Genomic DNA, 21,535 nt, shown 5'->3' with positions numbered 1-21,535 from the left:
CCCTTCCCTCGTTCTATTACGCGTTTTCTTGTGTGGGGGTGGAGTGACCCATTTCGCGGATGCCGTCAACAATCCTGGCCAGTGCCATGCTGAGCGATCCCTTGGCCAGCACGATGTCGCCGCCTTTGATTTCCTCCGCCAGGCCCGGCACCGCCTCGGCGCTGGTCTGATACCAGCCGCCGCGTTTCTCCTCCGGCAAGGCATTATGCAGCGCCTGCATCAGCGGGCCGATGCAGTGAATCCTGTCGATGCCCTGTACCGCGTCCAGACCGGCCAGCCCGGCGTGCAGATGCACCTCCTGCGGGCCAAGCTCCTTCATGTCGCCAACATAGGCGATCCTGCGCCCCTGCCCCGGCGTGGCTGCCAGCACCGCCAGCGCCGCCGCCATTGAGGTCGGATTGGCGTTGTAGCTGTCGTCCAGCAGGGTGATGGCGCCGCTCTCCAGCCGGACCGTCTCGCGCACACCACGGCCCTTGACCGGCGACCACAGGGCGAGGCTTTCCACGGCTTTAACCGGGTCGGCTCCCAACGCTTCGACACAGGCCAGCGCGCCCAGCGCATTCATCGCGAAATGGGCGCCAAGGGATTGAATATGCAGCTCAACATCCCGGCCGCTTGCGGTGGCACGGGCAACGGTCTCCTCACCTTCAATCCCAGCGGAATGCAGGGTGTAATCCTTGGCGCTCTCGCCAAACCAGCGCGCAATTGCGCCCAGACCCGCGGCCACGTCCCTCAGTACATGGGCCTCGGCAATGTCGGCGTTCAGCACCGCCGTGCCGCCGGGCTCCAGCCCCTCCATGATCGCGGCCTTCTCAGCCGCGATGCCCTCGACGTTGTCAAAGGCTTCCAAATGCACCGCCGCCACCGTCGTCACCATCGCCACATGCGGGCGCGCCTGTTTTGCCAGCGGCGCGATTTCGCCGGGGTGGTTCATGCCGATCTCGATCACCGCGTATTCGGTGTCACGCGGCATCCGCGCCAGCGTCAGCGGCACGCCCCAGTGGTTGTTGTAGCTGGCAACGGCCGCATGGGTGCGGCCCTGGTCCGACAGCATCCGCGCCAGCATTTCCTTGGTTGAGGTCTTGCCGACCGAACCGGTCACCGCGACGACCTTGGCCTGTGTGCGGGCGCGCGCCGCCCGGCCCAGGGCCTCAAGCCCCGACTGCACGTCCTCGACGATCAAGAGCGGCGCATCCGCTGGCACCCCTTCCGGAATGCGCGAAACCAGCGCGGCACCTGCGCCCTTCTCCAGCGCCTGCGCCACGAAGTCATGGCCGTCGCGGGCGGCCTTCAGGGCCACGAACATATCGCCGGGCTCGATGGTGCGGGTGTCGATCGACAGGCCGGAGACGACCCAATCGCCTTGCGCCCGCCCGCCGGTGGCGGCGGCAGCCTCATCTGCGGTCCAAAGGCTCATGCGATCCTCCCGTCCAGTGCTGCCACGGCAATGCTGGCCTGCTCCACGTCATCAAACGGCAGCACCGTGTCGCCCACGGTCTGGCCGGTCTCATGGCCCTTGCCGCAGACGATCAGCGCATCGCCGGCCTGCAGCATATCCGCGCCGCGCAGGATCGCCTCGGCGCGGTCGCCGATCTCGATACAGTCCGGTGCGCCGCCCTTGACCGCGGCGCGGATGATGGCAGGGTCTTCGCTCCGGGGGTTGTCGTCGGTGACGATCACGACGTCTGCATTCTCATGCGCCGCCTGCCCCATCAGGGGCCGCTTGGTGGTGTCGCGGTCGCCGCCGGCGCCCACAATGGCAATCAGCCGGCCCAGCACATGCGGGCGCAGGGCCTTGATGGCGCTGGCAACGGCATCGGGCGTATGGGCGTAGTCGACAAACACGGCAGAGCCATTGTCGCGCGACGCCGCCAGCTGCATCCGCCCGCGCACGGTGGTCAGATGCGGCAGGGCCTCAAACACCCGCTCCGGATCCTCGCCGCCGGCAATCACCAGCCCGCAAGCCAGCAGAACGTTTTCCGCCTGGAAGCCGCCGATGAGGTTCAGCCGCACCTGGTACGGTTTGTCATGCCAGGAGAACCGCACGTCCTGGCCGGTGCCATCATAGCGCATCCCCATCAGGTTCAGATCGCCCAGGCCGCGGCCCACGGAAATCACCTCCTGCCCGCGGCCGGCGGCCACCGCGCGCATCTCGGCGCCGCGGGGGTCGTTCATGTTGATGACGGCCACGCCCTCATCCGGCAGCACCCGGCGGAACAGGCCCGCCTTGGCGGCGAAATAGGCGTCGAATGTCTCGTGATAATCCAGGTGGTCCTGGGTGAAATTGGTGAAACCGGCGGCGGCCAGCTGCACCCCGTCCAGACGGCGCTGGTCCAGACCGTGGGAGGAGGCCTCCATCGCAGCATGTGTCACACCCGCCTCTGCCGCTGCTGCCAGCGCGCGGTGCAGGGTAATGGGTTCCGGCGTGGTATGGGCCAGCGGATAGCTCCAGGCACCTTCGATGCCGGTGGTGCCCATGTTGACGGCCTCATGGCCCAGCTCGGTCCAGATCTGGCGCACGAAGGTCGCCACGGAAGTCTTGCCGTTGGTGCCGGTGACCGCGACCACGGTCTGCGGCTGGCCGCCGAACCACAAGGCCGCGGCATAGGCCAGCGTCTGGCGCGGGTCCTCGACCACCACCAGGGCGGCGTGGCTTTCGTCCAGCACCTTGGCGGCAATGCCTGCGCCTGCGGCGTCGGTCAGGATCGCGGCGGCGCCCTTCTCCAGCGCGCCGGGAATGAATTTGGCGCCATGCACCTGGCTGCCCGGAAGGGCGGCAAACAGGAAGCCTTCGCGCACTTCGCGGCTGTCCACCGCAAGTCCGGAAATCTGCGGGTCAGCGCCGCCGCGGGCGGTCAGCCCCAATTGGCTCAGAGGCTGGTCTGGTCTGCTGCTGCTCATGGCGGCCCTCACCTGTGTCAGTTCGAGGTGAGGGTTATACCAGTCACCTCTGCGGGTTCAACTTGCGGACGCAGGCCCAGCAAGGGTGCCACGCGCCCGATCATCTCAGCCGCCACCGGGGTTGCGGTCCAGCCTGCGGTGCGGCGCTCTTCGCCATGGGCAATAATCGAGGGTTCGTCCAGCGTCACGATCAGCACATACTTGGGGTCATGTGCCGGGAAAATAGAGGCAAAAGTGGCGATAACCTTGTCATCGTAATAACCGCCGCGGGGCTTGGGCTTGTCCGCGGTGCCGGTCTTGCCGCCTACCTGATAGCCCTCGACCTCGGCAAATGACGCGGTGCCTTCGCTGACCACCTTGCGCAACATATTGCGCGCGGCGGCGGCGGAGGCCTCACTCATCACCCGCGGACCCAGCTGCGGCGCGGTCTGTTTCAGAATCGTCGGCGCCACGTAGCGGCCGCCGTTGGCCACTGCCGCGTAGCCCGCCGCCAGGTGCATCGGCGTGGTGGAGATGCCATGGCCATAGGAGATGGTCATCGCCGACAGCTCTGACCAGTTGGCGGGCAGCAGCGGCTTGCCGCCTGCGGCCTCGGAAATCTCGAACGGGGTCGGCTCCAGCATGCCAAGGGTGTCGAGGAAGCTTTTCTGCCGCTCCACCCCGATCTGCTGCGCCAGCCGCGCGGTGCCGATGTTGGAGGATTTGACGATAATTTTAGTTACCGACATTTCGTTTCCGTAGTTACGGAAATCGCGGATCGCAAAGCGGCCCCAGCGCAGCGGGCCGCGGGTGTCGATCACGGTGTCGGCGTTGACCAGCCCCAGGTCCATCGCCTGCGCAGCAGTGAAGATCTTGAAGGTGGAGCCAAGCTCATACACCCCCTGAACCGCACGGTTGAACAGCGGGCTGTCGGAGGGGTCAAAGCCTGAGGTCGGCGGGCGCGGCCGGTCGTTGGGATCAAAATCCGGGAAAGAGACCACCGAGATTACCTCGCCCGTGTCGGCGTCCATCAGGATCGAGGTGGCGCCCTTGGCGTTCATCAGCTTCATGCCGCCGTAAAGCACCTGTTCCGCCGCCGCCTGCACGGTGAGATCGAGCGACAGCTGCAGCGGTTTGCCCGCATTGGCCGGGTCGCGCAGGTAGTCGTCGAACTGGCGCTCGACACCGGCGACGCCGATCACCTCGGCCGCGTTCACGCCTTCCTTGCCGAAGCCAGCGCCGCCCAGAACATGGGCGGCCAGGCTCCCGTTGGGGTAGAGCCGCATCTCGCGCGGGCCGAACATCAGGCCGGGATCGCCGATGTCATGCACCGCCTGAAGCTGCTCCGGGCTGATTTTCTTCTTCACCCACAGGAACTTGCGCTTTCCGGTGAAGTCCTTGATCAAGCGCTCGCGGTCGAGGTCCGGGAAGATCTCCACCAGTTTCTCCGCGGCGCCGACGGGGTCGATCATTTGCGGCGGCTGGGCGTAAAGGGAATGGGTCTCGAAGTTGGTGGCCAGCAGGCTGCCGTTGCGGTCGACGATATCGGCGCGCTGAGCGGCGATGGCAGCGCCGGGGACACTGGCCACGGGTTCGGCAGGCTCCGACACGGCAGTCATGCCCATCCGCGCGATGATGGCGCCAAAGGCACAGACAAAGAACAACCCCAGCACCAGAAGCCGCCCCTCGGCGCGCTGGCGGGCCTGCACCTGCATCTCATGGTGGCGCAGGCTGATGTTTTCCTCTTCGATCACATCCGGGTTTTCCCCGCTTGCGCGGGCGTGAAGGATGCGGGCCAGCGGGCGGAGCGGCGTGCGGATCATGGCTGGCTCCCGTCGGGGTTCTGGCCGGCATTGAGGCCGGAGACCTCAACCTCGTTTTCGATCTCCAGCTCCGGCGGCGCCGGGTAGGAGACCTCATCGACGCGGCCGAACTGGTCCGGGCGCAGCGGCAAAAGGCCGAGGCTGTCGAAGTTGATCTCTGCCAGCTCGCGCAGGCGCTGCGGGCGGTTGAGATAGGCCCATTCAGCGCGCAGCACGCTGAGACGCACCTGGGCAGCGCCGATTTCACGCTGCAGCGCACGGGTGTCTTTCAGCACCTGCTGGGTGGCGTAGTTTTCGCGGTAGGCCCAGAAGGCGAGGCCGAAGACGGCCAGGCAGGTTGCGGCATACAGCAAAGTCTTCATTTGCGCGCCTCTTTCAGCTGCGGCATTCCAAGTTCCTTGGCCGAGATTGGCCCCGGTGCGGCGTCCGTCCGGCGTCCGACCCGCAGGCGGGCGGAGCGGGAACGGGGGTTCTCGGCCAGCTCCTGATCGTCCGGGCCCACGGCCTTGCGGGTGACCAGTTCGAATTGCGAGGGTGTTTCCGCCTGCTCCGGCGCATAGCGGTTGGCGCGGCCGGTCTTGCCTGCACGGTGCTGGAAGAAGCGTTTGACCATGCGGTCCTCGACCGAGTGGAAGGTGACCACGGCCAGCAGGCCGCCGGGCTTCAGCGCCCGTTCAGCGGCCAGTAGGCCCTCGAACAGCTCGTCATATTCGGCGTTCACCGCGATGCGCAGCCCTTGGAAGCTGCGGGTCGCGGGGTGCGACTGGCCGGGCTTGGGGCGCGGCAGGCAGCTCTCGATGATGCCCGCGAGGCGCAGGGTGGTGGTGATCGGCTCGATCGCGCGTTCTTTGACAATCGCCTTGGCGATCCGGCGGCTGGCGCGCTCCTCGCCGTAGTGGAACAGGATGTCGGCGATCTGCGCCTCGCTCAGCTCTGCGATGAGGTCGGCGGCAGACGGGCCGGACTGCGACATCCGCATGTCCAGCGGACCGTCCTTCATAAAGGAGAAGCCGCGTTCGGCCAGATCCAGCTGCATAGAGGAGACGCCAAGGTCCAGCACCACACCGTCGAGGTCCTGGGCGTATTCATCCATGCGGGAGAAGACGCCGGACTGCAGGATCAGGCGGTCGCCGTACTCCCCCGCCCAGGGTTTAGCAAGTTCAAAGGCTAGTGGGTCACGGTCGACGCCGATGACCTGCTCTGCACCGGCTTCCAGCAGGCCGCGGGTATAGCCGCCGGCGCCGAAGGTTCCGTCAAGCCAGCGGCCCGAAACCGGCGCCACGGCTGCGAGCAGCGGGCGGAGAAGAACCGGAATGTGGGGACCATTGGCAGCTTGTTGGTCCTGGGTCATGTCTTAAGCGCCCCCGGCGCCGTCTAGGAATTCCATTGGATCGAAGCCTTCTGGCAGGTCGTCCATCCACTCTTCGGCCTGAGCCAGTTCTTCCTGCTCGTAGGTTTCCGGCTTCCAGATCTGGAAGGTGTCGCCTGCGGCGATGAAAAATGCCTCTGCCTCAAGGTCGATTTTCTGGCGCAGCTTGGCTGGCAGCACCAGGCGGCCGGTCTCGTCCACGTTGGTCGGGAAGGATTGGCCGTGGAACATGCGCTGCAGCATCTTGCGCTGCATTGAGCCGCGCGGGAGCTGGTCGATCTTGGCGTCGACCTCCTCGATCGCCTCTATAGTATAGCATTCAAGGAATTTGCGGCGCTGGTCGCCGTAGACGATCACCAGTTCGGGGTTCAGGCCGGGCTGCCAATTAGGGTCGGCGGCCTCCAGCACACGGCGAAAGGAGGCCGGTATCGACACCCGCCCCTTTGTATCCACCTTGTGGTGGCTTTCGCCTCTGAACCTGCGGCCCAATTTACCGTCCTTTTCGCGCGTCCCTCGCGTTAATCCGTCCCCCAGAATGAAAAGGGGCGGGTTGATCTGCTGCCACTGATCAACCCGCCGCCTTGGCCCGCTTTGCGGGATGTCCGACTGCACGCGCCACCTGGGGGGATGTCTGCTCGCCCGCGCGCCGGATCTCTTGGTTCGATGAAAGCGAAGGCCTGTATGAAACCTGCTTGTTTTGTTTTTGGCTCTGGGGTCGTTTGGCGCCCCGTCCCTCGTCTCATTCGATGAACAAGGGATACTATGGGAATTGATGGGCTAGCAACTGTTTTCTGCGGGAAAGTGTCGAATCCTTGACAGGGTTTCCGTGGAACCTCACAGGATTCGCGGCGCAATTTGGGCAAAACTCGGAACTTGTAGTGAATAAATCCAGCGCAAACACTAGATATAGATGCGAGTTGCAGGGGGAAATTTTTTCCCATAGTTTCCCGCGATTCCACAGATCCGGCAATTAGACAGCAAAAAGTTCCCTTAACGTTCTCACGCCAAAGCGGGCAGCAGTGCTGAAAGTGCTCCGTAAAGGCGTTTCAACACTCAGTGATTCGCAACTTCAAGGGGTGTTTTGCGGAGAGAGGGCCATGATTTCCCATGCCCCCCATGATTTCCCGCTGATCCCATGGTTTCCCAGCCAGCCCGCGGTTTCCCGGCCGTCCCATGAGTTCCCGCCCGGCGCAGCAAGTGCCATGCAGTCCCATTCCCCGCGCGCGCCCCATCTGCGCCAGCTTGACCGCGCGCAACGAGCCCGCTGCCCTCAACAGGAAATGGCCCGCCAGAACGGCGGGCCAGTCAGGACGCTTTTTCCGTGCGTGAATGCCTCAGGCCATGCCGCCGCCGATCAGGCCTTCGGCAATGCGGGCATAGGCCTGGGCCATCGGCCCCTCCCCTGCCGCAATGGGCGTGCCGCTGTCGCCGGCCAGGCGGGTTTCCAGATCAATCGGCAAGGCGCCCAGGAGCGGCAGGCCCAGGGCCTCTGCCTCAGCCGCGACGCCGCCGTGGCCAAAGATGTGATGCTCGCTGCCGCAATCGGGACAGGTGAAGAAGGACATATTCTCGATCAGCCCCAGCACAGGGGTCTTCAGAGTGTTAAACATGTCCAGCGCCTTGCGTGCGTCCAGCAGCGCCACATCCTGCGGGGTGGAAACCACGATGGCGCCGGACAGCTCCGCCTTGGTGCAGAGCGTCAGCTGCACATCGCCGGTGCCGGGCGGCAGGTCAACGATCAGCACGTCCAGTTCGCCCCAGTTCACCTGCCCCAGCATCTGCTGCAGCGCGCCCATCAGCATCGGGCCGCGCCAGACCACGGCCTTGGCGTCATCGACCATGAAGCCGATCGACATCAGGGTGACGCCATGGGCGTGCAGCGGCTCGATGATCTTGCCATCCGGGCTGGAAGGCCGTCCGCTGGCGCCCATCATCCGGGGCTGCGAGGGGCCGTAGATATCCGCATCCAAGAGGCCCACCTTACGGCCCTGGCGGGCCAGCGCCACGGCGAGGTTCGAGGACACGGTGGATTTGCCCACCCCGCCCTTGCCGGAGGCAACGGCCAGGATGCGCTTGACGCCCGCGGGCTTCAGCGGTTCGGCCTGCGGCTTCGGGTGGCCGCCGACCTTGAGGCTGGGCGCGGGCTGCTGGGGCGCGTGGGCCGTCAGCGCGGCGGAGACGGTTTCAACGCCGTCCAAAGACAGCACTGCGGCCTCGGCAGCCTTGCGCAGCGGTTCCATCAGTTTTGCGACCTCAGGGCTTGGCGCCTCGATCACAAAGCTTACCCTGCCGCCCTCGATGCGCAGGGCCCGCAGCATGTCGCGCGACACCAGAGTGCCGCCGTCCGGCAGCGCCAGCCGTTCCAGCACCGCGCGAATCTGTTCCTGTGTGACACTCATTGCTGCTCTCCTGCGTCAAATCCGGCCCATATATATGTGCACCCAGGCGCGCAGGGAACCCGGACTGCGCGTTTGCCGCATCTGCAAGGCGGCGGATGTGTCAATCCGCACCGGCAAGACCTATGCGCTGCACGCAGCGGCCTGCCCGGAAATTATACAGCTGCGCAACGGACTGCCGAAAATCTTGTCCAATTACAAAGGCCTACCCTGCGTCACCCATGCATATGCCGCATAGCAGCAATGACGAAGCGCGGGATTGTGCATCCGCAGCATATCCTTAAATTGTCATTCAAGAAATGCCACAGCGGCACACGACGAGACGGTTAGACGAAGGAACAGAACGATGGCAGCAGCACAACAGATCTCCGCGGTGAACTTTGCATCCCCGCTCGGCTTCCTGGATGGCCTGCTGGTGAAATTCGTCCGCTACCGCCTGTACCGCCAGACCGTGAATGAGCTGTCCGCGCTGACCGCCCGCGACCTGGCTGACCTGGGCCTGAACCGGTCCGAAATCAAGCGCGTCGCCTATCAGGCGGCCTACGAGAACAACTGATAGAGATCAGGCTCCTTCTCCTCCTCCCTTAGAAGAGCCTGTCTTCTGCGGCGGCATCCTCCTCCTCCCTGATGCCGCCGCACCCTATACCGGCCAAAAGCCGGGTTTGGATCACCGGGGTCTCCTCCTCCCTGATACCCGGTGTTTGACAGAACGGCGGTGCCCCTCCTCCTCCCTGGGCGCCGCCGTTTCTTGATTCCGGCACAGGTATTGCCGCACCCGGACCGGGCGGCTGACGGTTTTGAGCTATCCCCTGGCTGCATCTGCTGATTTGATCGCAGGCATAGGCATCAGTGATTTGCGGGACCGCGCCATGAAATTCATTCACCTCACCGATATCCACCTGATGGCGCCGGGCGTGCCGCTGAATGGCAGCGACCCGGCTGCGAATCTCAGCCGGGTGCTGGCGGATATCGCCGAATGGCACAGGGACGCCGCGTTCTGCGTGATTTCGGGCGATCTGGCGGACGAGGGCGATCCCGCGGCCTATGGCTGGCTGCAGGAGCAGCTGGCAGCCTTTCCGCTGCCTACTTTCCTGATGCTGGGCAATCACGACGTGCGGGAGAGCTTCCTGCAGGTCTTTGCGGATCACCCACGCGACGGCGGCGGCTATGTGCAGCACAGCCATGCGGCAGGCGGTGCGAAGTTCCTGTTCCTGGACACGCTGGCTGGCGGGCCGGACGTGCATGATGGCGAGCTGTGTGCAGAGCGGCTGGCCTGGCTGGAGGCAGAACTGGAAGCAGCAGGCGATGCGCCGGTGTTCCTGTTCCTGCACCATCCGCCGTTTGATATCGGCCTGCCTTATGTGGACGACATCAAGCTGCGCGATCCCGAGGCCTTTCACAGCAGCTTGCAGAAAGGCCGGAACATCCGCCATATCTTCTACGGCCATATTCACCGGATGACCTATGTGAACTGGCGCGGCTACAGCTTCACCTCGCTGCCCAGCACCAACCACCAGATCCCGCTGGTGCCGGAACGGGCGGGGACAGAATACTGCGTCGAGCCCGTGGCCTATGGTGTGGTGCAGGTGAGTGGTGATCAGGTCACCGTGCATTTCGACGCCTATCTGGACCGTCCCGGACAGGATACGGCCGGTTAAGTGGAGTTTTTCTGGATCCTGCTGGTTCTGCTATCGGCGGTCACCCATCCGCTGCGGGACCTGACACTGAAGGGCGTGGCGCATCCGGTGTCCTGCTACACCGGGGTATGCCTTAGCTGGGTGGTGTTTGCCGCTGTGCATATGGCGCTGGCAGGGCAGACCCCTGCCCTGCCAGCCGGGATCTGGGTGCTGGTTCTGGCCTCGGCACTGGGGCTGACGGTTTATTACTACGGCACTCTGTCGGCGCTACGGCGGGGAAACCTGTCGGCCTATTACCCGATCGTGCGCTCCTCGCCCTTGGCGATTGCGGCGTTCAGCTGGCTGGTGCTGGACCGCAGCTATACCGGTGCGGCGCTGCTGGGGATGGGGCTGATCATCTGGGCCGGGCTGATGATCCAGAAGGGCAAGGGGCGGCTGCTGGATGATCCGCGCGCCTTTGCCATGGCGGCGATGGCGATGCTGGGGTCGGCGGCCTATTCGATTTCAGATGCGGCAGCGATGAAAGGGGCAGCCAGCGCGCCGTTCCTGTTCTGGACCTATATCCTGGTGACGCTGGCCATGGGGGCTTTGCGCGCCTGGGAGGACCGGGAGCAGTCGGCGCCGCTGCTGGGCGTGGTGCGCGGCTGGGCGCAGAACCCCTGGCGCATCCTGTTTGCTGGCCTGTCGTCCTACCTGTCGTACCTGTTGATCCTGCGGGTGTTCCAGCTGGGCGCCGAGGCGGCGGCGGTGAGCGCGGTGCGGCAGGTGTCGATCCCGGTGTCGGTGATCCTGGCGGCGCTGGTGCTGAAGGAACCGCGCGGCCTCAGCCGCCTGGGCTGGGCGGTGCTGATTGCCATCGGCATTGCGATGATTGCGATGCGATAGGGCGGGTCACACAGATATCGAGCAGTTGCCTTTCTGATTGGGTGCACTTTGCCTAGCAGAGGAGTTCAGCTTCAGGCGGCCACGGCTTATCAACGGCACTCTCCCATAGGGCATTGAACTCTTGCTTCGAGATTTGAACAAGTCCCTGTTTGGAGAACCCAAGAAATGATCCGTGCACGAGAGATCTGAATTCCCGCGTCCTCAAATCCGGTCCTTCACGTTCGGCTAGCTTGATGCTGTTTCGAATGGCGGAACCGCTCGGGAACAATTCGATTGTACGAGTGACCACGTCGGTAAGTTCAATAACTTCATAGAAGATCCATGATGGCGCTCCAAGCGGCAGAGGCTCTTCGGGCCAACTGCACTTGAAGTACAAGGGTTCGGCGTCCATCAATCCCCTCCGGTCAAAACAGACAAAATGTAACTTTAGCACCGCCTCGGATGGGTCTCAAAACTCGACCTTCACCTAAAATGGTACATCGTCAGGAGCCGTAACGAACTTGGCAACCACCTTCTTGGGGCCGGCCTTCTCGAAATCAATTTCCAGCTTATCGCCCTCGATGCCGGTGATGGCGCCATAGCCGAACTTCTGGTGGAACACCCGCTCCCCCAGCGTGAAGCTGGAGGTGGCGGTGAGGTCGATCACCTGATGCTTGCTCTCCTTGGGCTGGGACATGCCGTACTGGCCCGCGCGGGCCTGCATCCGTTTCCAGCCGGGGGAGTTGTAGCCGTCGGCCTGCGCCACCTTTTCTTCGATGGAGGACCGCACCTGCCCCGCACCCGGTGCGGCTGCGCCATAGCCGCCGCCGTAGAGGCCCGGCGGCGTCAGCACCTCGACATGTTCCTCCGGCAGTTCGTCAATGAACCGCGAGGGCAGCTGTGACTGCCATTGGCCGAACACCCGGCGGTTACCGGCAAAGGAGATGGTGCAGATTTCCTCTGCCCTTGTGATGCCGACGTAGGCCAGCCGGCGCTCCTCCTCCAGCCCCTTAAGGCCGCTTTCGTCCATCGAGCGCTGCGAGGGGAACAGCCCGTCCTCCCAGCCCGGCAGGAAAACGGCGGGGAACTCCAGGCCCTTGGCGGCGTGCAGGGTCATGATCGAGACCTTTTCATCCGCGTCCTGCTTGTCGTTGTCCATCACCAGGCTGACGTGCTCGAGGAAACCCTGCAGGTTCTCGAAAGACTCCAGCGCCTTCACCAGTTCCTTGAGGTTTTCCAGGCGCCCGGGCGAATCCGGATTTTTGTCGTTCTGCCACATGGCGGTGTAGCCCGATTCATCCAGGATGATCTCGGCCAGCTCCATGTGGGTGATGTCCGCGTCGCCGGCCATCCGGCCCCAGCGGGCGATGCCCTGGACCAGTTCGCGCAGGGCGCCGCCGCCCTTGCCCTTGATCTGGCCGCTTTCCACCGCCAGCCGTGCGCCCTCGACCAGCGAAACGCCGTTCTCGCGGGCAACCCGCTGGATGGTCTGCTGCGCCTTGTCGCCAAGGCCGCGCTTGGGGGTGTTGACGATGCGCTCAAACGCGAGGCCGTCATCGGGAGAGACCACGACGCGGAAGTAAGCCATGGCATCGCGGATCTCCATCCGCTCATAGAACCGCGGGCCGCCAATGACGCGGTACGGCAGGCCGATGGTCAGGAAGCGATCCTCGAACGCGCGCATCTGGTGCGAGGCGCGGACCAGGATGGCCATGCTGTTGAGACCGATGGGTGCCTGCCCGCGGGTGCCGCGCTGCATCGCCTCAATCTCTTCGCCGATCCAGCGGGCTTCTTCCTCGCCGTCCCAATGTCCGATCAGGCGAACCTTTTCACCGTCACCGGCATCGGTCCACAGCTCCTTGCCCAAGCGGCCGGCATTGCCGCGGATCACATTGGAGGCAGTGGCCAGAATGTGGCCGGTGGAACGGTAGTTCTGCTCCAGCCGCACCACCATGGCGCCGGGGAAGTCCTTCTCAAACCGCAGGATGTTGCCGACCTCGGCACCGCGCCAGCCGTAGATCGACTGGTCGTCATCGCCAACGCAGCAGACGTTCTTATGCGCACCCGCCAGAAGCCGCAGCCAAAGGTACTGGGCGACGTTGGTATCCTGGTATTCGTCCACCATGATGTATTTGAACCAGCGCTGGTACTGTTCCAGCACATCCGGGTGGTTCTGGAAGATCGTCACCATATGCAGGAGCAGGTCGCCGAAATCGACCGCGTTCAGCTCGCGCAGGCGGGTCTGGTACTGGGCGTAGAATTCGGTGCCGCGGCCATTATAGGCACTGGCATCCGCAGACGGCACCTTGTCCGGCGTCAGCGCGCGGTTCTTCCAGTCGTCGATGATATTGGCCAGCATCCGCGCAGGCCAGCGCTTGTCGTCGATGCCTGCGGCCTGGATCAGCTGTTTCAAGAGCCGGATCTGGTCGTCGGTGTCGAGAATGGTGAAATTTGATTTCAGCCCCGCCAGTTCCGCGTGGCGGCGCAGGAGCTTGACGCAGATCGAGTGGAAGGTGCCGAGCCAGGGCATCCCCTCGACCGCCTGGCCGAGCAGGCCGCCAACCCGTTCCTTCATCTCGCGGGCAGCCTTGTTGGTGAAGGTGACCGACAGGATCTCATTCGGGCGGGCGCGCCCGGTGCTGAGGAGATGCACAATGCGGGTGGTCAGCGCCTTGGTCTTGCCGGTGCCTGCGCCCGCCAGCATCAGCACCGGGCCGTCGAGGCATTCCACCGCCTCCCGCTGGGCGGGGTTCAGCGTGTCCAGATAGGGCATCACCCGCGCGCCCATGGCGCGGGACGACAGCGATGCGCCCTCAAAGGCGTCCATTTCGTCAAAACTGCTCATGGCCGTGATCCTAGCGTGATTCAGGCCCGGCGGAAAGAGGACGTTCACAGTCTGTTCACCACTCCAACCCCGGTATAGTCAGGCCCGGAAATGCTGCCTTGAATTGCATTTCAGGCATTCAGCACAAGCACCGGCGGGTTTCTTCATCTTATGTAAAGGCTGCCGCGCAATTCTTGTGCAAACACTGACTGCCCGAGGACTGTCATGACATACCGGCCGGACCGGAGAATATATTCCAAGCTCAAGACCCTTATTGCCCTGCCGCTGCTGCTGGCGGCGGCTGTCCTGTCTGCCTGGGCGGTCTATGCCGTGCCGCCGCCCGTGGTGGACCGGATGCTGGAGGCGGACCTGCGCAAACAGGCCGACACCTGGCGGCGTGCCGTGCTGCTGCATCTGACCAGCAGCGAAGATGCCTTTGTGCTGGGCGACCTGGACCTGCATGATGAAGAGTATCTGCGGCTGGTGCCGGAGACCTCTGACGTCTACCGGCTGAAGCTGTTCCAGGCGGATGGCACCATCTTCTGGTCGACCCGGCTCGAAAACATTGGCGAGCGCAACACCAAGCCGTATTTCCAGGCGGTTGTCGCCCAGGGCCTGACCTACTACAAGCACGAAGGAAAGCCCGCAACAGAGGTGGACGGGCTGAGGGTGCTGGTCAATGCCGACGGCTCCATCCCGCTGCGCGAAGTGGCCGAAGTTTACACCCCCGTCATCCATGACGGATACTTCATCGGCGCGATTGAGTTTTATTCCGACATCACCGATGTGCGGAACACCTTCATAACCCGGGTCCGCATCTCGCTGGCGCTGATTTCTGTGGTGGTGGTGGCGGCCATGACCATTGTCATGGTGGTTATCATGCGCACCAACCGCCGCAGCCTGCGCCAGATCGAGCGCCGCTCGGCCAAGGACCAGGAGATCATGGCGAACCAGCTGCAGCTGTCCCGCGAAGTGAAGCTGCTGGGGGAGCTGAACGAATGGCTGCAGTCCTGCCGGTCGCTGGAAGAGCTGTTTCACATGGTGTCGGAATTCATGAGCCATCTGCTGCCCGATTCGGAGGGCAGCATCTATGTGTTCTCCAATTCGCGCGATGTGCTGGTCGGCTGTTCCAGCTGGAACGGCGGCAGCCACAAGGACCAGATCCAGCCGGGCGAATGCTGGGGGCTGCGCCGCGGCCGCACCTATGAGTTCGGCGCCTCCGAAGTGGAGTTCACCTGCGAGCATGCGGAACCGCATGACGGGCGCCCCTATTTCTGCTTTCCGATTCTGGCGCATGGCGAGACGGTCGGCCTGATGCATCTGCGGGCACGGCCCAGCCGGGCTGCGGATTTCTCCAACTGCAAGAAGCTGGCGCAGATGTGCGCCGAACAGATCAGCATGGCGATTGCCAATGTGCGGATGCGCGATCAGCTGCACGACCAGTCGGTGCGCGATCCGCTGACCGGGCTGTTCAACCGCCGCCACATGACCGAGTCCCTGCGCAAGTTCGTCGGAGGCAGCCAAATCAGCGGAACCCCGCTGAGCGTGGTGTCGATCGACGTCGATCATTTCAAGAAATTCAACGACAACCACGGCCATGATGCCGGTGACATGGTGCTGCGTGCGGTTGGCACCGCGCTGGAACAGGCCTGTGACGGCGACGAGGTGGCCTGCCGGCCCGGCGGCGAAGAGTTCGCGCTGCTGCTGCCAAGGGTTGCCCCCCATGATGCGGTCACAAAGGCGGAATTGCTGCGCCAGGCGGTCGAAGACATCGTCGTGCGCTACGGCGAAAAGGCGCTGCCGCGGGTCACCATCTCGCTGGGGATTGCCCATTACCCGGTGCATGGCACCCTGCCGCAGGAGCTGCTGCGGGCCTCGGACGAGGCCCTGTATGAGGCAAAGGCGAAGGGCCGCAATCAGCTGTGCATTGCAACAGGCAACAGCGCCCTGCCGCGCGATCCCGCTGCCCAGCCGGAGCCAGCCGGCCCGGAAGAAAAGAAAGCCATCGCTCAAGACGAAAAAAGCAGAGCTCCGGAGACCGGGAAGAAAGGCGCCGCATAAGACGGCCGAACGCAGGGGCCGTGCTGTGCGCCTGCGCTTTTGCTTGCACATTTGCGGCCTCCGCGTACCAATGCGCAAATGGATCTGCATCAGACATATCCGGGCCTGGATGACCTGAAGCGCCGCGCCCGGCAGCGGCTGCCGGAATTTGTCTGGGAGTATCTGGTCAGCGGCACCGGTGCCGAGGCCGCCAAGGCGCAGAACCGGGCCGGGCTGGACCGGATCGGCATGCTGCCCTCGGTGCTGCACGGGCCGCTGGAGACGGACCTGTCCGTTGACCTGCTGGGCACACGGCACGCCTTCCCGTTCGGGATCGCTCCTGTCGGCATGTCGGGGCTGATCTGGCCGGATGCAGAGGGCATCCTGGCCCGCAGCGCCAGAACGGCGGGCATTCCCTATTGCCTGTCGACCGTGGCCAGCCAATCGCCTGAGGATCTGGCGCCGCATCTTGGGGCACATGCCTGGTTCCAGCTGTACCCGCCCAAGGATGAGGGCATCCGTGCCGACCTGCTGGCACGGGCACGGGATGCCGGGTTCCGCACCCTGGTGCTGACAGTGGATGTGCCGGTTGCCTCCCGCCGGGAACGGCAGACGCGCTCTGGCCTGACACAGCCGCCCCGGCTGACCCCGCGGCTTTTGGCGCAGATTGCAATGCGGCCTGCCTGGGCGCTGGGAATGGCGCAGCAGGGAATGCCGCACATGCGGACGCTGGACAAATACATCAGCGGCGAACAGGCCAACCTGCCGCCGACCGCGCATATCGGTTACCTGCTGCGGACCTCGCCGGACTGGGAATATGTGCACTGGCTGCGGCGCAACTGGGACGGGCCCTTGATCATCAAGGGGGTGCAGCGGGCCGCGGATGCGCAGCGGCTGCAGGAGGCAGGCGCCGATGCGATCTGGCTGTCGAACCACGGCGGCCGCCAATTCGACGGCTGCCCGCCCGCCATCAGCCTGCTGCCTGAGGTGCGGGATGCCGTGAGCGTGCCGGTGATTTTTGACAGCGGTATCGAGGGCGGGCTGGACGTTCTGCGGGCGCTGGCGCTGGGGGCGGACTTCATCATGCTGGGGCGCGCTTTCCATTATGCGCTGGCTGCCTTGGGAGAGGCCGGACCGGCGCATCTGATCAGCATCCTCGCCAGGGATCTGGAAGCCAACATGGGCCAGCTGGGCCTGCCCGGCCTGGCCGAAGCACGCGGTTTGCAAATCCGTCATCTGGGCTGACTGCGCGCCCCGCCGGCGCTTTTTGCGCGAAATCGCATGAATTGCGCCAAAATGACGCACACGCAGCGTCACTTTGCGCTGCGCCGCAACAAAAAAAGTTACAAAATCATGCTGCATGTGCAGAATTTCTGCAGAATCTGCAAATGTTAGCGCCAAGCAAGGCGGCGAGTTGCAAAGTCAGGATCCCCCAAAACCGCGGCCAGAAAGGAAAGGACAAGCCGCTTGAGAGCGCAATCATGCCGGAAATACCCAGAACTACTGTTGTGCGGTTCGATAATATCCGCCTAACACTGCACCAACTTGCACGGACCCCGAGGGTGACATGACCGACTTCAAAAAAATCCTGATTGCCAACCGTGGCGAGATCGCGATCCGCGTGATGCGCGCCGCCAACGAAATGGGCAAACGCACCGTCGCCGTCTATGCCGAGGAGGACAAGCTCGGCCTGCACCGGTTCAAGGCGGATGAAGCCTACCGGATCGGCGAAGGCATGGGGCCGGTTGCGGCGTACCTGTCGATCGACGAGATTATCCGCGTCGCCAAGGAAAGCGGCGCTGATGCGATCCACCCCGGTTACGGTCTGCTGTCGGAAAACCCGGATTTCGTGGACGCCTGCGCCCGCAACGGCATCACCTTCATCGGCCCCAAGGCGGAAACCATGCGCGCCCTTGGCGACAAGGCCAGCGCCCGCCGGGTTGCGATCGAGGCCGGCGTGCCGGTGATCCCGGCCACCGAAGTGCTGGGCGACGATATGGACGCGATCCGCAAGGAAGCGGCTGAGGTCGGCTATCCCCTGATGCTGAAAGCCTCCTGGGGTGGCGGCGGCCGCGGCATGCGTCCGATCCACGCCGAGAAGGAGCTGGAAGAGAAAGTGCTGGAAGGCCGCCGCGAGGCGGAAGCCGCATTCGGCAACGGCGAGGGTTATCTGGAGAAGATGATCACCCGCGCCCGCCACGTCGAGGTTCAGATCCTGGGCGACAAGCACGGTGAGATCTACCACCTGTATGAGCGGGACTGCTCGGTTCAGCGCCGCAACCAGAAAGTGGTTGAGCGCGCCCCTGCCCCGTACCTGAGCGAAGAACAGCGCGCCGAGCTGTGCGACCTGGGCCGCAAGATCTGCCAGCACGTGAACTATGAATGCGCGGGCACCGTCGAGTTCCTGATGGATATGAACGACGGCAAGTTCTACTTCATCGAAGTGAACCCGCGGGTGCAGGTGGAGCATACCGTGACCGAAGAGGTCACCGGCATCGACATCGTTCAGGCGCAGATCCTGATCGCCGAGGGCAAGACCATTGCCGAGGCGACCGGCAAATCCAGCCAGGGCGACATCCGCCTCAATGGCCATGCGCTGCAGACCCGCGTGACCACCGAGGATCCGCTGAACAACTTCATCCCGGACTACGGCCGCATCACCGCCTACCGTTCCGCCACCGGCATGGGCATCCGCCTGGACGGCGGCACCGCATACGCGGGCGGTGTGATCACCCGCTATTACGACTCGCTCTTGACCAAGGTGACCGCCTGGGCGCCGACGCCGGAAAAGGCGATTGCCCGCATGGACCGCGCGCTGCGCGAATTCCGGGTGCGTGGTGTTTCCACCAACATCGCCTTTGTCGAAAACCTGCTGAAGCACCCGACCTTCCTGTCGAATGAATACACCACCAAGTTCATCGACGAGACCCCGGACCTGTTCCAGTTCAAGAAGCGCCGCGACCGCGGCACCAAGGTGCTGACCTATATCGCGGACATCACCGTGAACGGCCACCCGGAGACCGAAGGCCGGGCGGCCCCCGCCGCCGACCTGAAGGAGCCGCGCGCACCGAAGGCGGACGTGGGCAACCTGCCCTATGGCACCCGCAACCTGCTGGAGCAGAAGGGCGCGCAAGCTGTCGCCGACTGGATGAAGGCGCAGCGCCAGCTCTTGCTGACCGACACCACAATGCGCGACGGCCACCAGTCGCTGCTGGCGACCCGGATGCGCTCGCTCGACATGATCAAGGTGGCGCCGGCCTATGCGCAGCACCTCAACCAGCTGTTCTCGGTTGAATGCTGGGGCGGTGCGACCTTTGACGTGGCCTACCGCTTCTTGCAGGAATGCCCCTGGCAGCGCCTGCGCGACCTGCGCGAGCGGATGCCGAACCTGATGACCCAAATGCTGCTGCGCGCCTCCAACGGCGTCGGCTACACCAACTATCCGGACAATGTGGTGCAGGAGTTCGTGCGCCAGGCAGCGACCACCGGTGTTGACGTGTTCCGCGTCTTCGACTCGCTGAACTGGGTCGAAAACATGCGCGTTGCCATGGACGCGGTGGTTGAAAGCGGCAAGGTCTGCGAAGGCACCATCTGCTACACCGGCGATATCCTGGACCCGAGCCGCGCTAAGTACGACCTCAAGTACTATGTCGGCATGGCGAAAGAGCTGGAAGCGGCCGGCGCCCACATCCTGGGCCTGAAGGACATGGCAGGCCTGTTGAAGCCTGCTGCTGCCCGACAGCTGGTCAAGGCTCTGAAGGAAGAGGTCGGCCTGCCCGTCCACTTCCACACCCATGACACGTCCGGCGTAGCCGGTGCCACCATCCTGGCGGCAGCGGATGCCGGCGTGGATGCGGTGGATGCGGCGATGGACGCTTTCAGTGGCGGCACCTCGCAGCCCTGCCTGGGTTCCATCGTCGAGGCGCTGCGCAACACCGACCGCGACACCGGCATCGATATCTCCAAGGTGCGCGAGATCTCCGGTTACTGGGAGCAGGTGCGGGCGCAGTATGCAGCGTTTGAGTCGGGCCTGCAGGCCCCGGCCTCCGAGGTCTACCTGCATGAGATGCCGGGCGGCCAGTTCACCAACCTGAAGGCGCAGGCGCGCAGCCTGGGGCTGGAAGAGAAATGGGCCGACGTGGCGCAGACCTATGCCGACGTGAACCAGATGTTCGGCGATATCGTGAAGGTGACTCCGTCGTCCAAGGTGGTTGGCGACATGGCGCTGATGATGGTCTCCCAGGGGCTGACCCGCGATGAGGTCGAGGATCCGAAGACCGATGTGGCCTTCCCCGACTCGGTCGTCGACATGATGCGCGGCAACCTGGGCCAGCCCCCGGGCGGCTTCCCGGAGGGCATCGTCACCAAGGTGCTGAAGGGTGAAGCGCCCAACACCGAGCGTCCCGGCGCGCATTTGGAGCCGGTGGACCTGGAAGCGGTCCGTGCGGATCTGTCCCAGCAGCTGGAAGGCTTCAGCGTCGATGACGAGGATCTGAACGGCTACCTGATGTACCCCAAGGTGTTCCTCGACTACATGGGCCGCCACCGCCAGTACGGCCCGGTGCGCACCCTGCCGACCAAGACCTTCTTCTATGGCATGGAGCCGGGTGAGGAGATCACCGCCGAGATCGATCCGGGCAAGACCCTGGAGATCCGCCTGCAGGCGATTTCCGAGACCGACGAGAAGGGCGAAGTGAAGGTCTTCTTCGAGCTGAACGGTCAGCCCCGCGTGATCCGGGTGCCGAACCGTCTGGTGAAAGCCTCGACCGAAGCCCGCGCCAAGGCGGAAGTCGGCAATCCCAACCATGTCGGCGCGCCGATGCCGGGTGTTGTGGCCTCGGTCGCGGTGCAGGTGGGCCAGCAGGTGCATGAAGGCGACATGCTGCTGACCATCGAAGCGATGAAGATGGAAACCGGCATCCATGCCGAGCGCGACGCGGTGGTCAAGGCCGTGCACGTTCAGGCCGGCGGCCAGATCGACGCCAAGGACTTGCTGGTCGAGCTGGAGTAAGCTGCAAGACTGAACTCAATGAAAGGCGTCCCGCCAGATGGCGGGGCGCCTTTTTTCCTTATCTCAGGCAGCAGAATCCGGCACGAATTCCGGCCCGTTTTCCGGCGCGGAAAACCGGCGCCGCCCGGCTCTGCCTGACGCCGAAAATCCTCGCAGGATTTTTGGCCGTTTCCCGCGCCGGGAAACGGTTTGCGCCGCTGTCACGCCTTGACGGCGGCTGGAGCCGGCAGGGTCACGGTTTCAACCTGCACTGGCTTGATTGCCTCGAGCTGCCCGGCCCAGCTGTCCGCCTGAGGTGTGCTGAGGTGATGATCACTGTGCACCAGAAGCCCCAGGGCTATCGCCCCCCCCAAGCTGGCGATCCGCAGGTAATCCTTGCACGGCATGGGCTCAATCTCCCCTGAAAACCTTCTTCGCTGCCAATCAAACGCGCGTCCTTTGGCGTTCCGTCGCTGCCAGTGCGGTTTTTTTCTCTTGCTGCCGAATTTCCTCTTGCAGCCTTGCCCCCAAGCCCCTATTTCACCGCTCACCGGATGGCAGCGCGGGCGTAGCTCAGGGGTAGAGCATTACCTTGCCAAGGTAAGGGTCGTGAGTTCGAATCTCATCGCCCGCTCCATCGGGAAACGGACAGGCCGCCCTCGGGGCGGCCTTTCGCTTTTCAGCATTTCCGCATAGTCTGGCCGGGTGCAGA

The 21,535-nt window shown here is 64.1% G+C and carries 16 protein-coding genes and 1 tRNA gene; 7 read left to right on the top strand and 10 right to left on the bottom strand.

Translation table 11 applies throughout. From position 1 onward, the window contains the following. Positions 1 to 16 precede the first annotated feature (16 nt). From murF to K3725_RS05330, 7 genes are all read right to left on the bottom strand, one after another. On the bottom strand, positions 17 to 1,417 hold the full coding sequence (gene murF, locus K3725_RS05360; protein WP_260017803.1) for a UDP-N-acetylmuramoyl-tripeptide--D-alanyl-D-alanine ligase: 1,401 nt from the start codon (positions 1,415 to 1,417) through the stop codon (positions 17 to 19). Continuing rightward, complete coding sequence (locus tag K3725_RS05355; RefSeq protein ID WP_260017802.1) at positions 1,414 to 2,901, bottom strand: UDP-N-acetylmuramoyl-L-alanyl-D-glutamate--2,6-diaminopimelate ligase; 1,488 nt, start codon at positions 2,899 to 2,901, stop codon at positions 1,414 to 1,416. The genes murF and K3725_RS05355 overlap by 4 nt, the downstream gene beginning before the upstream one ends. A 17-nt stretch (positions 2,902 to 2,918) precedes the next feature. Beyond that, positions 2,919 to 4,703, bottom strand: a complete 1,785-nt coding sequence (locus tag K3725_RS05350) for a penicillin-binding protein 2 (protein WP_260017801.1) — start codon at positions 4,701 to 4,703, stop codon at positions 2,919 to 2,921. Further along, positions 4,700 to 5,065, bottom strand: coding sequence for a cell division protein FtsL (locus K3725_RS05345; RefSeq protein ID WP_260017800.1), 366 nt, complete (start codon positions 5,063 to 5,065; stop codon positions 4,700 to 4,702). Before K3725_RS05345 ends, K3725_RS05350 begins: the two co-directional genes overlap by 4 nt. Next, the gene (gene rsmH, locus K3725_RS05340; protein WP_260017799.1) at positions 5,062 to 6,054 is read right to left on the bottom strand and encodes a 16S rRNA (cytosine(1402)-N(4))-methyltransferase RsmH; all 993 of its coding nucleotides are present in this window, start codon (positions 6,052 to 6,054) and stop codon (positions 5,062 to 5,064) included. Before rsmH ends, K3725_RS05345 begins: the two co-directional genes overlap by 4 nt. 3 nt (positions 6,055 to 6,057) lie before the next feature. Continuing rightward, positions 6,058 to 6,561 carry a division/cell wall cluster transcriptional repressor MraZ gene (gene mraZ / locus K3725_RS05335; protein ID WP_260017798.1) on the bottom strand — a complete coding sequence of 168 codons (504 nt, stop codon included), beginning with the start codon at positions 6,559 to 6,561 and terminating at the stop codon, positions 6,058 to 6,060. An 845-nt stretch (positions 6,562 to 7,406) separates the two neighbouring features. Then, positions 7,407 to 8,471, bottom strand: coding sequence for an Mrp/NBP35 family ATP-binding protein (locus K3725_RS05330; protein ID WP_260017797.1), 1,065 nt, complete (start codon positions 8,469 to 8,471; stop codon positions 7,407 to 7,409). Between the two features lie 343 nt (positions 8,472 to 8,814). Here K3725_RS05330 and K3725_RS05325 point away from each other — a divergent pair, with 343 nt between their 5' ends. The 3 genes from K3725_RS05325 to K3725_RS05315 all read left to right on the top strand — a co-directional run bounded on the left by K3725_RS05325 (position 8,815) and on the right by K3725_RS05315 (position 10,990). Then, the gene (locus tag K3725_RS05325) at positions 8,815 to 9,024 is read left to right on the top strand and encodes a DUF1127 domain-containing protein (protein ID WP_260017796.1); all 210 of its coding nucleotides are present in this window, start codon (positions 8,815 to 8,817) and stop codon (positions 9,022 to 9,024) included. A gap of 313 nt (positions 9,025 to 9,337) precedes the next feature. Then, on the top strand, positions 9,338 to 10,126 hold the full coding sequence (locus K3725_RS05320) for a phosphodiesterase (protein ID WP_260017795.1): 789 nt from the start codon (positions 9,338 to 9,340) through the stop codon (positions 10,124 to 10,126). Continuing rightward, the gene (locus tag K3725_RS05315; protein ID WP_260017794.1) at positions 10,127 to 10,990 is read left to right on the top strand and encodes an EamA family transporter; all 864 of its coding nucleotides are present in this window, start codon (positions 10,127 to 10,129) and stop codon (positions 10,988 to 10,990) included. Positions 10,991 to 11,042: 52 nt separating this feature from the next. Here K3725_RS05315 and K3725_RS05310 read toward each other — a convergent pair whose 3' ends face one another. Further along, entirely contained in the window at positions 11,043 to 11,381 is a 339-nt protein-coding gene (locus K3725_RS05310; protein WP_260017793.1) for a hypothetical protein, read from the bottom strand. A gap of 75 nt (positions 11,382 to 11,456) precedes the next feature. Then, on the bottom strand, positions 11,457 to 13,814 hold the full coding sequence (locus tag K3725_RS05305; protein ID WP_260017792.1) for an ATP-dependent helicase: 2,358 nt from the start codon (positions 13,812 to 13,814) through the stop codon (positions 11,457 to 11,459). A 204-nt stretch (positions 13,815 to 14,018) separates the two neighbouring features. Here K3725_RS05305 and K3725_RS05300 point away from each other — a divergent pair, with 204 nt between their 5' ends. From K3725_RS05300 to K3725_RS05290, 3 genes are all read left to right on the top strand, one after another. Next, entirely contained in the window at positions 14,019 to 15,854 is a 1,836-nt protein-coding gene (locus tag K3725_RS05300; RefSeq protein WP_260017791.1) for a diguanylate cyclase, read from the top strand. Between the two features lie 78 nt (positions 15,855 to 15,932). After that, positions 15,933 to 17,078, top strand: a complete 1,146-nt coding sequence (locus tag K3725_RS05295) for an alpha-hydroxy acid oxidase (protein ID WP_260017790.1) — start codon at positions 15,933 to 15,935, stop codon at positions 17,076 to 17,078. Between the two features lie 322 nt (positions 17,079 to 17,400). After that, positions 17,401 to 20,844, top strand: a complete 3,444-nt coding sequence (locus tag K3725_RS05290; RefSeq protein ID WP_260017789.1) for a pyruvate carboxylase — start codon at positions 17,401 to 17,403, stop codon at positions 20,842 to 20,844. A 200-nt stretch (positions 20,845 to 21,044) separates the two neighbouring features. Here the strand turns inward: K3725_RS05290 and K3725_RS05285 are convergent, their stop codons facing one another. Then, positions 21,045 to 21,230 (bottom strand): hypothetical protein, encoded by a 186-nt coding sequence (locus K3725_RS05285; RefSeq protein WP_260017788.1) that lies wholly within the window; start codon positions 21,228 to 21,230, stop codon positions 21,045 to 21,047. 155 nt (positions 21,231 to 21,385) lie between these two features. Here K3725_RS05285 and K3725_RS05280 point away from each other — a divergent pair. After that, positions 21,386 to 21,460: transfer RNA gene (locus tag K3725_RS05280), tRNA-Gly, on the top strand. The last annotated feature ends 75 nt before the right edge of the window (positions 21,461 to 21,535 follow it).

The sequence above is a fragment of the Leisingera sp. S132 genome (genome assembly GCF_025144465.1).
Lineage (GTDB): Bacteria > Pseudomonadota > Alphaproteobacteria > Rhodobacterales > Rhodobacteraceae > Leisingera.
This window is presented reverse-complemented; position numbering and strand designations above follow the sequence as displayed.

Excerpts from the sequence above, each read along its gene's own strand:
- murF (WP_260017803.1), bottom strand. The coding sequence starts at position 1,417 with ATGAGCCTTTGGACCGCAGATGAGGCTGCCGCCGCCACCGGCGGGCGG.
- K3725_RS05355 (WP_260017802.1), bottom strand. The coding sequence starts at position 2,901 with ATGAGCAGCAGCAGACCAGACCAGCCTCTGAGCCAATTGGGGCTGACC.
- K3725_RS05350 (WP_260017801.1), bottom strand. The coding sequence starts at position 4,703 with ATGATCCGCACGCCGCTCCGCCCGCTGGCCCGCATCCTTCACGCCCGC.
- K3725_RS05345 (WP_260017800.1), bottom strand. The coding sequence starts at position 5,065 with ATGAAGACTTTGCTGTATGCCGCAACCTGCCTGGCCGTCTTCGGCCTC.
- rsmH (WP_260017799.1), bottom strand. The coding sequence starts at position 6,054 with ATGACCCAGGACCAACAAGCTGCCAATGGTCCCCACATTCCGGTTCTT.
- K3725_RS05330 (WP_260017797.1), bottom strand. The coding sequence starts at position 8,471 with ATGAGTGTCACACAGGAACAGATTCGCGCGGTGCTGGAACGGCTGGCG.
- K3725_RS05325 (WP_260017796.1), top strand. The coding sequence starts at position 8,815 with ATGGCAGCAGCACAACAGATCTCCGCGGTGAACTTTGCATCCCCGCTC.
- K3725_RS05320 (WP_260017795.1), top strand. The coding sequence starts at position 9,338 with ATGAAATTCATTCACCTCACCGATATCCACCTGATGGCGCCGGGCGTG.
- K3725_RS05310 (WP_260017793.1), bottom strand. The coding sequence starts at position 11,381 with ATGGACGCCGAACCCTTGTACTTCAAGTGCAGTTGGCCCGAAGAGCCT.
- K3725_RS05305 (WP_260017792.1), bottom strand. The coding sequence starts at position 13,814 with ATGAGCAGTTTTGACGAAATGGACGCCTTTGAGGGCGCATCGCTGTCG.
- K3725_RS05300 (WP_260017791.1), top strand. The coding sequence starts at position 14,019 with ATGACATACCGGCCGGACCGGAGAATATATTCCAAGCTCAAGACCCTT.
- K3725_RS05295 (WP_260017790.1), top strand. The coding sequence starts at position 15,933 with ATGGATCTGCATCAGACATATCCGGGCCTGGATGACCTGAAGCGCCGC.
- K3725_RS05290 (WP_260017789.1), top strand. The coding sequence starts at position 17,401 with ATGACCGACTTCAAAAAAATCCTGATTGCCAACCGTGGCGAGATCGCG.
- K3725_RS05285 (WP_260017788.1), bottom strand. The coding sequence starts at position 21,230 with ATGCCGTGCAAGGATTACCTGCGGATCGCCAGCTTGGGGGGGGCGATA.